This is a genomic window from Candidatus Enterococcus courvalinii (assembly GCF_017315945.1).
GTDB lineage: Bacteria > Bacillota > Bacilli > Lactobacillales > Enterococcaceae > Enterococcus_B > Enterococcus_B courvalinii.
Genome location: NZ_JAFLWI010000008.1, coordinates 53,738 through 66,157 on the forward strand (window position 1 = coordinate 53,738; position 12,420 = coordinate 66,157).

The window sequence follows — 12,420 nt, forward strand, 5'->3', positions numbered from 1 at the left end:
AAATAGTTGGAGGAATTGAATAACTAAGCTTGAAAGTTTGGGGTTCATTCGTTAAACTAAGTAGGATTGGAAACTTGTGAGGAGGAAAAAATATGGCAAATCCAACAATTGCAATCGTTGGCCGTCCGAACGTCGGTAAGTCTACGATTTTTAACCGCATCGCTGGCGAGCGTATCTCGATTGTCGAAGATACTCCAGGAGTGACTCGTGATCGTATTTACGCAAAAGGCGAATGGTTAGGTCGTGAATTCAGCGTGATCGATACAGGCGGGATTGATTTAGGTGACGAACCATTTATGGAACAAATCAAGCATCAAGCAGAAATCGCGATTGATGAAGCAGATGTAATTATTTGTGTAGTTAGTGGACGAGAAGGTATCACTGATGCGGATGAAATGGTTGCAAAGATTTTATATCGTAGTAATAAACCTGTTATCTTAGCAGTTAACAAAGTAGATAATCCTGAAATGCGTAATGATATTTATGAATTTTACGCATTAGGACTAGGTGATCCATACCCTGTTTCTGGAAGTCATGGTCTGGGAATCGGTGATATTTTAGATGAGGCAGTCAAATATTTTGCCACTGATACGGAAGAAGAAGACGATGATACAATCAAATTTAGTTTAATTGGTCGTCCAAACGTCGGCAAATCTTCTTTAATCAATGCAATTTTAGGTGAAGATCGCGTAATTGTTTCAGACATTGAAGGAACAACTCGTGATGCAATTGACAACCATTTTGTATCGGAAAGTGGTCAAAAATTCTTGATGATCGATACAGCGGGGATGAGAAAACGTGGGAAAGTGTACGAAAATACTGAAAAATACAGTGTTATGCGTGCTATGCGTGCCATTGATCGTTCAGATATCGTTTTGATGGTCTTAAATGCCGAAGAAGGAATCCGTGAACAAGATAAACGTGTTGCGGGGTATGCACACGAAGCAGGTCGCGGAGTCATCATCGTGGTGAATAAATGGGACTTAGTGAAGAAAGAAACGAATACCATGCGTGATTTTGAACAAGAAATCCGTGATGAATTCCGTTATCTTGACTATGCACCGATTGTTTTCGTTTCTGCAGTGACAAAACAACGTTTGAATCGTCTGCCAGAAATGATTGAAGATGTTAGCATGAATCAAAATCTACGCGTTTCATCCGCAGTGTTGAACGACATCATCATGGACGCTGTAGCAATCAATCCAACGCCAACAGACAAAGGCAAACGCTTGAAGATTTTTTATGCAACACAAGTGGCTGTTAAGCCGCCAACCTTTGTGGTATTTGTTAATGAAGAAGAATTAATGCATTTTTCTTACGAACGATTTTTAGAAAATCAAATTCGTAAGGCATTTACTTTTGAAGGAACTTCGATTCGAATCATTCCAAGAAGAAGAAAATAGGCATTTTACCATAGTCATTCTTTTTTTTCAAAGGATAAAGGTACTTTCTTTTATTACGTTTTAATGACCAAAAAAAGCACGTTAAAATCAGTAAAAACCTTGCCATTAAGCGGTTTATATGATATCGTGATAACAGAATATTGAAGTAAGTCAATATTTCTATTAAACTTTCTGGACCACTCAGATTGTTTAATTGGTTGATGTTTTACATCATATCTCTTGTTGAGGAGGTGAATCTAATCCATGGCAAACAAAGCAGAATTAATCGAAAAAGTTGCTTCAGCTACTGATTTAACTAAAAAAGACGCAACTGCAGCTGTAGACGCTGTATTTTCAACTATTCAAGATGCTTTAGCTAACGGCGAAAAAGTTCAATTAATCGGTTTTGGTAACTTCGAAGTTCGCGAACGCGCAGCTCGCAAAGGTCGTAATCCACAAACTGGTGAAGAAATCGAAATCCCAGCTAGCAAAGTACCTGCATTCAAACCAGGTAAAGCATTGAAAGACGCAGTTAAATAATTGTGTAATAAAAAGCGCTTGTAGCCTTAAGGCTACAAGCGCTTTTTATTACACAATTACATTATTGATTAGTAAAAATAAAGAGTCACAAAAAATATTCAATTAATGTAATGTGTCTCCGAAACGTATTTTTTATTTCAGATGACACTCCCAACCTAACCCCAAATTAAATTCTTCTAGCACACTTGTGTAATTGAATTGCCCATCATTTTCTTGAATCAAATAATTGATCATCGAAGTATTCGCTTCGTTTTCCATTTTTGAGTGGAAGACAGGATTGCTATATAATGCATTGAATTCTGAATGGTTTAGTGCATGATAAAGTTCATGAAGAATCACTTGTTTTTGCTTTTCTTCTGATTGATTTTGATTGATGACCATTAGATTCAAGTCATCAAAATAATAGCCTCTTTTTTCTAATTCCATCACGACTAGCTCAATTCCATGACTAGCGAGTAGCTCCTTTACTTTTTCCATAAAAAAGACTCCTTACTTACTCATTCGCCCTTCTAAAAATGCACGAATGGCCTCTCTGTCATTGTCCGTCATCGGTTTTCCATCAAAGCTTTTCACATTGTCTAAGATTTTATTGAGATCCTCAGGTATCGTTTGTTTGGTGCCCAAAGAAGGTGTATCTGTTCGTCCAAGTAAATAATCTGTTGAAACGTGAAAGTATTCTGCGACTTTTTCAAGAGTTTCCGCTTTTGGACTACTTGTCCGCCACTGATAAATCACATTTTTTGACAGCCCAATATCTTCTGCAAGCTTATTTAAGCTGATTCCTTGTTTTTTTGAAAGATCCGAAACTCTTTCGTATAAACTCATTATAAAAACTCCTTTTTATATTTTTTTATAAAAATATTGAAAATTATAAAGTAATGGGATAGTATTATTTATAGATTATACATACAAAAACAAAGTGAACAAGAAGTGTTGTTTTTGTTACTTTTATTTTATAAAACTTTATGATTGAAGTCAATGTAAGTTTAGATTATTCAGTTAATTATATTTTTTTATGAAGATAGTAAGAGAATGATGTCAACAAAATATTTTACCTATATAAAATTAGTTAGGAGTGGAGCATTTTGCGAAAATCAACATTTAATTATATTAAGGATATTTTATCCGATTATTATCAAACAGATGCGTATATTAAACAAAGAGAAGAAGAATTACGCCATCCATTTATAGAAGCCGATTTAAATAACTCTATTCGTGGACAAGGAAACCATAGCATAGCGACTGAAAGGATGGCCATCACCATTGCAATGGATCGTCGACTTTGGAATTTAGAAAGAAACCGTGATGTAGTGAAAGATTGTTTGGTGCGCGCGGATGAAAATACGAGAGAAATCATCGAAAAACTCTATTTACAAAAAAATGCAACAGTCAATTTATTGGGAATGAGTCAGCGTTTGTTTATTAGTAAGAGTAAGGCTTACGAACTAAGAAATGAATTTTTTGAAGCTGTTGCAGATGAGCTAGGTTTGTAACTCTGGAAAAACTCAGGAATTTTTTTCGTAGTCAACAGGCTAAAATAATATCATCAAGAAAATCAACATTTCAGAATGAACTAACTTGCTTCTTTAAAAATGAAGAAAACTAAATTAGAATTGAAAAATTTTCTTGAAGTTATTACAAGGTGGTGGTTTCTACTTAGATCAACGTTTTTTGTTTCAAAAAATCTTCAAATAAGATAGTCAAAAACAGCTCTATTTTGTTTGAACCAAAAACAGGAGGAAGAAAAATGGAAGCATTAAAAGGAATCGATGTTATTTTGCTTTATCGTTTATTAAGTAAATCAAGTGAAGGGCCCGCATGGAAAATGGCGTTTCAAACAGAACATGAAAATGGCTTAACTCGTGAGTCAGAAGCAACTGTGACTAAGGATGGAAATGTTCATACTTTGAGTCCCGTTGAATATGATTTCTCTGCAACTTCGATTGTTGCCAAAGGAGATACACATGTTGACGAGATGAAAAAAGCATTGTTGGACGGCGAAATTGTTGAAATTTGGGAAATCAACAAAGCCGAAAATGGAGTTGGTGAAGACGCAGATAAATATAAAGCAACCTATTATCAAGCTTATGTTTCAGAATTTACACCCAATGCGACAGCAGAAGACAATGTGGAACTAAGCTTAGCTTTTGCTGTTAACGGTGTTGGTCAAGAAGGATATGCAACGTTATCAGAAGACCAAGCTAAAGTGATTCAGTATACATTCAAGGACACTGTTTCAGAAACAGTTTAAACCAATGATGGATTGTGTAGTTTTATGACGAACACAATCCATTTTTATCAAAAATAATTGATTTTCAGGATTAAAAAGGAGAGAAAAAATGAATTTAGTGATTAAAGAAAAGGACTACCAATTTGTATTTGGTTATGGCTTTATCAAGGAAATGAATCGTCGTTATTCGGTAACAGAAAATGGCTTAACTTTGAAAATGGGGCTAGAAAGTATTTTATCGAATTTCTTTAATAAAGATGTTGAAACGTTAGTTGAGATGTTAAAGGTTGCAAACAGTACAGAGACACCAAAAGTAAGTGAAGATGACTTAGCCAATTATATTGTGGAAAATGGGGCTGAGGTATTGTTTGAAGAACTCTTGGAAGAACTAAAAAAGTCGGAATTTACGAAGAACAAGACCCTACAGTTGTTAGAACGCATTCAAGCAAACCAATAAATTTCACTGAGGTATACCAGCAAATGCAGCTGAACTGTTTGCGTTATTTAGAAATGAACGATTTTCTTGAAATTGATCGAATGACGATTTCTGAATATCAGTTACGGCAAAAAGCATATCAGCTAAGACAACTGGATCAGGAATATTTTCTACATCTTTCAGCATGGAAAAACTATGAAGTTCAAGCACAGAGTAAAAAAGGAAAAAAACAAGTACCGGTTTATCCAACGTTTCAGTCATTCTTTGATTACGAAAAACTACAAGAAAAAATTGTTGGCTATTTACCACAAGGTGAAAATCAAGAATTCTTGGATCTGGTCAAAAAAGCAAATACTTAAGAAAGGAGGGTATTTATGGGAGACTATACAGCGGAAAGTATTCTTGCAGCTTTTAGTGAAGGGGCTGTGGGAGTAATGAATACAGGCATTGAGAAGGCAAGCAAAGCAATCAAATCAATGACAAGTAATCTTTCTGGTTTTGACTCACTTAATTCAGTTATTAACACAGTCACTGATTCATTAAAGGAAACAGTCAAGCAATTTGAACAGCTTACTAGTAAAGCTTCAACAATGAATCTAGCTGGTTCCTCTTCAAAGGAAGTAGAAAGTTTTCAAGACTTGATTGGAAAAATTTCTGAGGTGACGAGTGCTGTTGATAATGGGATACAAGGGGCTGGTTTTGGTGAAACGATGGCGGGTTTTGATGATGTTTTAACCACCTATTCTACAGTTGTTGGAATCCAGGATAAGATTGCTGGTTTAGGTACTGCATATCAAGCTTGGACAAAGGCTACGGAAGGTGCAACGATTGCACAGAAATTATTAACGACTGCAATGAATGCGAACTGGATAGCAATTATTATCACTGCTGTCGTGACTTTAGTTTCAACATTGATCTATTTATGGAATACCAACGAAACCTTTCGTCAAGCAATCATTACTGCTTGGACAGCAATCCAGTCATTTCTGGAGCCAGTCATCACAACGATTACGACTTTTGTTCAGACCATGTTTACGATGCTTTTAACTTGGTGGCAAACAAATCAGGAGACAATTATGAATGTTGTCAGTACGGTGTGGACAAGTATTCAAAATGTTTTTACTATTGTTTTGGCTGCAATTCAACTAGTTGTTCAAGTTGTTTTGAGTCAAATTCAAGCATATTGGACTGCATGGAGTACGGTGGTACAAGTAATCGTTCAAACAGCATGGACAATTATCTCCAATGTATTCAAAACAGTGTTATCTGTCATTTTGTCAGTAGTTAGCGGTGTCTTTAATCAAATTCAAAACACAATTAACTTTATTATGGGCTTCATTTCGGGCATTATCCAAACGGTATTAGCGTTGATCAAAGGAGATTGGGATGGCGTATTAGCGGGAATTCAGTCAATTGTCAGTACTTTTGGTGATTTTGTAACATCTTCTTTTTCAACCTTTATGGCGACAGCAAAAGAGATTGTCAATGGCATTATTGAGGGAATTCGAGATTTGTTTAGTTCATTGTCAGAAATCAATCTTTTAGAAGCAGGAAAAGCGATTATTGATGGCTTTATCAATGGCTTAAAAGCAGCCTGGGAAGCAGGAAAAGAATTTGTTAGTGGCATTGCAGATTGGATCATTAAACATAAGGGGCCAGTTAGTTATGATAGTAAAATTTTGATTCCTGCAGGGCAAGCAATGATGTCAGGACTAAATCAAGGCTTAACAAATGGCTTTTACACTGTTCAAAAAAACATTGGGACAATGGCAGACCGTTTAACCGATGGGTTTCAACCAGTTCGCGACTTAGATTTAGAAGCGACATTAACTCGAGCAAATGGTCAGATGAATACGCAAGTTGAACATCGGATAAATTCTACAGATTCCACAAAGCCAGCAGTATTTACGATTACATTAGGCAAACAAAATTTTAGAGCTTTCGTGGATGATATCTCACAAGCTTTAGGTGAAGGGACAGAATTGAATTTAGAATTTTAGGAGGGAACAATGGAAGAATGGAAGAACAAATTATATTCATTTAAAGACACTGTGATGAGTTGGCAGATGTTCGAACAATTTCTGCCAACTTCTGCTATGAGCTACGATGGAGTTTATTTGGAAGAGCTGATTGATGGGTATCAGACACTGAAGGTTGAGGGGAGGGAAATGCTTTCGACAGAAATCGAACAACAAGCCATTCAAGTGGGGGCAATTGTTATGAACCAGACACTACCAGTACGAGAATTAAAAATCACGTATAAACTTGAGGATCGTAATCCAGAAACCTTGCAATTTAAGTTTAAAACTTTGTTGAATCACTTGTATCGTTCAAAGGATGTTGAAATTCGTTTTTATGATGAGCTAGATTACCATTATTATGGCCGCTATGCCTCTGCTGAAACAGTCAGTGGAGAATCTAATTCTGTTATTTCCAGTTTTACGATTCTTTGTGTTGATCCATTAAAGTATACGAAAGAATTTATGACAGACGGCTATGTCGGCGTACCAACTTTTTTCCCGGTGACACCTCGTAAAATCGAAGCTGTATTGTCAAGTAATCAATCAATTAAAATCACTAATGGAAAACAAACGATTAGCATCAGTGATGCACCAATTCAAATCGGTGATAAGATTGTTTTTCATTTTGCTGAGCAACGTGTACTAGTAAATGGAGCAGATTGGACACCGATAATTGATCTAGACAGTGATTTTGAAAATTTTTGTTTGGAACAGGGGCAAGAGATAAAAAGCAGTAATGGGACACTAAAAATTTATTATAAGGGGGCGACTATTTGAATTCATCGGTTTATTTTTTTGATAACTTTCAGCATTTGATCAAACGAAAAGATGCGAAGAATTTAATTGAAGTTTCTCAAGAAAAAGAAATTACTGCGGAGAAAAAAGAATTATTGAACGACGTACTTTATGTTACAACGAAATTCGATGAGACCATTACAAGCGCGCAATTCATGGCGGTTCGTGAAAGCGAATCGTCTTTTTCATTGTATCGAATCACGAAAATTAGTGATCCAAACGAAACACTTGAATTTACTGGGATTGGCTTTGCGTCTGATGAACTAGACTCGTATATCATCAATCAGATAGTAGCAAATAAGCAATCCATTGATTCTTTACTTAATGAGCTATTGGCTTTTACTAATGGTAATTGGCGAGTGGGCTACGTCGAACCAGGGCTATCCAAGATTACAACAACTTTTGATTATGTATCTGTACGAGAAGCACTAAAACAATTGCAAACTTTTGGAATGGAGTTTTTGTTTTGTTGCACACTAGATTCTGATGGGATCAAAGATAAGTGGATCGAAGTATATCTGCAGATCGGCACAATTTCTAATAAGCGATTTACTTATGGCAGTAAGGCATTAACTGTTATCAAAGAAGTCGATCAAAGTGCCATTTATACTTCAATCATCGGGCGTGGAAAAGGTGAAAATGTTGGAAGTGGTCAAGGAAAAAGGCTAGATTTTACCAATATTGAATGGAAAAAATCCAAGGGAGATCCACTTGATAAACCAAAAGGACAACCTTTTCTTGAAAACGTTGAAGCAACGCAAAAGTACGGCGTTCCACAAAAAAATGGAAAGATGTACAAACGAGAAAAAGTTGTTGTTTTTGATGATATTGATGACCCACAAGAATTGTTACAGAATACCTATCTGACTTTACTAGATTCAGCTAGACCGTTAGCTCAATTTCAAGCAGAAGTAACGGAGGGTGACGTCATAGGAAATACTGTAACTATTCACAGATATGACAAAGGATATCATTATGCCACACGGATTTATAAAACAAAAATCAATCGTTTAACCGGAAAAGCAACTGTCGAATTAGGTGATAATCTAACAAAAGATACAAGAAAACAGTCAGCAAAAGTTGCAACTAATTTGTCTGAATTGGAATCAACCAAAATGACTTTTTATCAATCAACTGAAATTGGAAAATATCAAGATGATATTATGCGTGGTGCTGGTGAAAATGGTGGTTCTGTTTATCAGGTGAATGGAATTGAAGCAGGTGTTAGCAATAGTCGGGAAGTATATGAAACGGTCTATATGGATGGGGAAAATATTCCTAACTCGAAGTATTTTATGATTGAAAATAATTCTGGAATTTCATTTAAGCAATGTAAGCAAGGTCAATGGAAAACAATCAAAGATGTTCATAATGGTCCGTCAACGACTGCATGGTCCTTAGATGGTCAATTCAATGCAAATTTTATTCGTACAGGTATTTTGAACGGGGTACTTGTGGAAGGCGTTATGTTGAAATCGGCTCATCGAAATATGACTTACCAAGCTGTTTTAGATAGAGGATCATTAGAATTTCAATACTACAAAGAAACACCAGAAGATTTAAATTATACGAATGAAAATTGGCAAAACGCAGTTGAGGGAGAAGTTGTAGGTAGAATCGAAGGAACTTTGGGAGCAGCTGGTAAACCAAATGGATTTGCAGTCATCCAGTATCCAGGACAGATTTTTTCCATTAATTCTGCTTATGAAAATGGTAGTACGGGAGCTGTTTTCCAGATTCCTAAAGAATCTAGTGGTGAAAAGCGGAAGTACAAGCTTTTGGGAGAAGGTACGTTTAGCAATGGAAAAATTATTTTTGAAGACGATGTGACATTTGAGGGAAAGGTACAAGTCAATGGACGACTGGATGCGAAAGAACTCTATATCAATGGTGTAAAAATTGACACAAATGGTGGCGGAAGTTCTGGTGGAAATAACGGAAGCTGGAATGGACAATATCCATCAGAAGTCACTTCTGATCGTGACAAACGTTATTGGCAGATTTGGGCAATGGCTATTAGCGCTGGGTTTACGAAGCAAGCTGCTGCTGCACTATTGGGTAATGCACAAGGTGAATCAGATGCCAACCCAGTTGCAGATGAAGGCAACGGTGTACCAGGCTATGGTTATGGTGTATGGCAATGGACAGATAATACAGGTGTGAATAGTGGGCGTGTGTATATGATTAATCTCATGACACAAGCAGGAGTCACAGAAGATCCAGACACAATCACAGCACAGTTTAAGTTGTTAATGTGGCATTCATTAAATGGGCAATGGATTGCAACTAGCGCTTATCCACTCACATGGACACAATTTATGAATTTAACTGATATCAATACAGCCGCACAAGCATTTGTGACCAATTTTGAAAGACCACGCGATCCACATCCGGAAAGAAGTGTATGGGCGCAAGAATGGTATGACAAATTCGTAAATTTGGATATTCCAAAAAATGAAGGATACACCAAACCTATCGCGAGTCCAATCACCGTTACAAGTGAAATGGGATGGCGCATTTCGCCAATCACTGGACAACAAGAGTTTCATAATGGAATTGATTTGGTGAATGGAAATCCGAACACCCCGATTTTTGCAGCAGGCGATGGTGAAGTCATCACTGCGGGGGCAGAATATTTTGATTGGTACGGGAATTACACGGTTATAAAACATACGGATGGAATGTTTACTGGATACGCACATCAAAGTCGAGTAGATGTCTCTAAAGGGCAAACAGTGGTTGCTGGTCAGCAAATTGGCTTGATGGGAACGACTGGACCATCCACAGGTGAGCATCTGCATTTCCAATTTATGGATGAGTTTTACCCATCATCGAGTAATCATTTTCATAATCCAAGAAACTATATTGACTTTTAAAGGAGGAAAACAATGACAAATCATAAAATGATACTAAGTACGACCACACCTAACAACAATGTACCTTTAATCCGTATCATTCAAGACGATAAAAATAGCCAGATTTTTGAAGCTGAAATGACAGAAGAAGGAAAGTTACTAGATTTTGAGGATAAAATTGTTTTCTTTAATGCTCAAATCGGACCGTATAAAGTACGCGATAAGGTAGAAAGTGTTGATTATACAAATAGTCGCGTCTCATATACGTTAATTGATGCTTTCTTGCAAAAAGTGGGTAATTTTGAAGCTTGGTTTAGCTTTGCTGATAGTGACATACCAGAGTCGGACTCATTCAGTACGATGAAATTCGCTTATAAAATCCTTCCTGGAATCAGAAAAAATATTTGGGAAGGAAATTACTTTTGGGACTTAAAAGAGTTAGTTGACTATTATCAACGTTATAAAAATATTATTGCTAATATTATTGAAAATGAGAATTTCAGTGGATTAGTTGATAAAATTGCTGAAATTGAAGGAAAAACGAATCAAATAGATAATTTTTCCACTGCTACAAAGACAGAAGCGGAGCAAGGAACAGCAGTCAATAAGTTCATGACGCCGCAAAGAGTTGCGCAACAAACAGATGCGCGATTAAGTACAAGTAGTGAAGCTATTAATGCGATGGATGATAAAAAGCTAATGACTCCACAAAAAACTGCACTTTTGATAAATGAAAGTCGAGTGCCTACAACTCAACTTATTGGTAAAAAAGAGATGTTTCTCGTTTATAATCCAGAAGCTGAACCAACGCTCGTGTTAGAGCGAATGGGTGATTGGGTTTTTATGATGATGCGGTGGACTTCTCCGACAAACGTACAAGCAAATAAAGTAATTGATCTTTTGACTATCCCGAATGGATTCAGAAGTTATGGTTTATTAAATGTTGGTCTAACAGCGCAATATGATGCTACTAGTATACCAACTTATTCAAGAATCAATGCAGGTAAAACCATTCAGTTGAAGATGGTTGAAGGAGGTTCTCATGGCTATTCCGTGAATGGAATTTGGAGGACAGGTGATCCTTTCCCCGATGATGCCGGCGACATTATGCCGGCTCTCTATCACATTGACGCATTAGAAGAATTCAGACGCAAAATCAATCCTAAAAAAGTTAACATTGGTTTTGTAACAGATTCACATTTTGATGAATACACTTACAGAGACGCTTATTCTCGATATGCATTAAAAAAATTAAATAATATTTTGTATTTGCAAACAAATTTCGACATCCTTCATTCAAATGGCGATAATTGTGATAGTGATCATGAAGACCATGAGATGTTATTGTCTTATTATAAACGTTATACAGATAGATGGTTTAGATATAGAGAAACACCTAAATTTATGGTAAACGGCAATCATGATGATGGTAGTTTTGGTTATGCAGTAGTAAATAATAATCATTATTTACCTAGCGCTGGAATCCTCACTCAAGAAGAATTTGCAGAACTTTTTAGAGGAAATGATCGTTTATATGGTGAGACAAGATCAAGTACAAAACAAGACTATGTCTACGATATAGACAAAGAAAACCATACTGTACGCGTGATAGGCTTAGATTCACTTATTCGCTCTTCTATTTTAGATTCAAATGGATATATCAAGTATCCTTCCCAAAATACTTACGGTTTTTCTGTGGAGCAACTTCAATTTATATACGAAGCATTAAAAAACACAGACAGTAAAACACATGTTGCTATTTTGATGCATGTACCTGTTACTGATTATTTAGACGGAAACGGTGTAAATGTCAATGTAGATTCCTTCATTCAGTTAATTAGCGCTTTTGTAAAAAAAGAGACATTGACCATCACTGGCACAAATATTGATTTTCCGTTTGCAATGGAAGTTGATTTCACGAAAACTGCAGGTAAATTTATTGCAACTTTTACTGGTCATACGCACTCTGAACATTTGAGGTTAATTGACAACACGTGGTACTCAGTATGTCATGGTAGAGCTATGCATAGTGAAGGCAATTCTTTGACAGGCACAGTGAAAGAGGACTGCTTCTATTGTATTGAAATTGATACATCCACGAAAACCGTGGATGTTAAAGGGTACGGGAGGGGAACTGCCTCACGAAAATTCACTTATTAGG

Annotated in this window: 12 protein-coding genes; 10 read left to right on the forward strand and 2 right to left on the reverse strand. The window is 36.4% G+C overall.

Going from position 1 to position 12,420, the window contains the following annotated elements; translation table 11 throughout:
- The first annotated feature begins 92 nt into the window (after positions 1-92).
- Together der and JZO71_RS06700 are read left to right on the forward strand one after the other, a co-directional pair.
- On the forward strand, positions 93-1,403 hold the full coding sequence (gene der, locus JZO71_RS06695) for a ribosome biogenesis GTPase Der (protein ID WP_206898761.1): 1,311 nt from the start codon (positions 93-95) through the stop codon (positions 1,401-1,403).
- A 243-nt stretch (positions 1,404-1,646) separates the two neighbouring features.
- Entirely contained in the window at positions 1,647-1,922 is a 276-nt protein-coding gene (locus JZO71_RS06700) for an HU family DNA-binding protein (protein ID WP_002290178.1), read from the forward strand.
- 132 nt (positions 1,923-2,054) lie between these two features.
- Here the strand turns inward: JZO71_RS06700 and JZO71_RS06705 are convergent, their stop codons facing one another.
- Entirely contained in the window at positions 2,055-2,399 is a 345-nt protein-coding gene (locus tag JZO71_RS06705) for an ImmA/IrrE family metallo-endopeptidase (RefSeq protein ID WP_206898762.1), read from the reverse strand.
- A 12-nt stretch (positions 2,400-2,411) separates the two neighbouring features.
- A complete protein-coding gene (locus tag JZO71_RS06710; RefSeq protein WP_206898763.1) occupies positions 2,412-2,747 on the reverse strand; it encodes a helix-turn-helix domain-containing protein in 336 nt (111 codons plus the stop codon).
- 260 nt (positions 2,748-3,007) lie between these two features.
- Between JZO71_RS06710 and JZO71_RS06715 the strand changes: the two genes are divergently transcribed.
- From JZO71_RS06715 to JZO71_RS06750, 8 genes are all read left to right on the forward strand, one after another.
- Positions 3,008-3,415, forward strand: a complete 408-nt coding sequence (locus tag JZO71_RS06715) for a DUF722 domain-containing protein (RefSeq protein ID WP_206898764.1) — start codon at positions 3,008-3,010, stop codon at positions 3,413-3,415.
- A gap of 254 nt (positions 3,416-3,669) precedes the next feature.
- The gene (locus tag JZO71_RS06720) at positions 3,670-4,173 is read left to right on the forward strand and encodes a phage major tail protein, TP901-1 family (protein ID WP_206898765.1); all 504 of its coding nucleotides are present in this window, start codon (positions 3,670-3,672) and stop codon (positions 4,171-4,173) included.
- A gap of 88 nt (positions 4,174-4,261) precedes the next feature.
- Positions 4,262-4,609, forward strand: a complete 348-nt coding sequence (locus tag JZO71_RS06725) for a tail assembly chaperone (protein ID WP_206898766.1) — start codon at positions 4,262-4,264, stop codon at positions 4,607-4,609.
- Positions 4,610-4,632: 23 nt separating this feature from the next.
- A complete protein-coding gene (locus JZO71_RS06730; protein ID WP_242590476.1) occupies positions 4,633-4,947 on the forward strand; it encodes a hypothetical protein in 315 nt (104 codons plus the stop codon).
- 15 nt (positions 4,948-4,962) lie between these two features.
- Positions 4,963-6,588, forward strand: a complete 1,626-nt coding sequence (locus JZO71_RS06735; RefSeq protein ID WP_206898767.1) for a phage tail protein — start codon at positions 4,963-4,965, stop codon at positions 6,586-6,588.
- Positions 6,589-6,597: 9 nt separating this feature from the next.
- Positions 6,598-7,386 carry a distal tail protein Dit gene (locus JZO71_RS06740; RefSeq protein WP_206898768.1) on the forward strand — a complete coding sequence of 263 codons (789 nt, stop codon included), beginning with the start codon at positions 6,598-6,600 and terminating at the stop codon, positions 7,384-7,386.
- A complete protein-coding gene (locus JZO71_RS06745; protein ID WP_206898769.1) occupies positions 7,383-10,280 on the forward strand; it encodes a phage tail spike protein in 2,898 nt (965 codons plus the stop codon). Before JZO71_RS06740 ends, JZO71_RS06745 begins: the two co-directional genes overlap by 4 nt.
- Before the next feature lie 12 nt (positions 10,281-10,292).
- Positions 10,293-12,419 carry a BppU family phage baseplate upper protein gene (locus JZO71_RS06750; protein ID WP_206898770.1) on the forward strand — a complete coding sequence of 709 codons (2,127 nt, stop codon included), beginning with the start codon at positions 10,293-10,295 and terminating at the stop codon, positions 12,417-12,419.
- Position 12,420 lies beyond the last annotated feature (1 nt).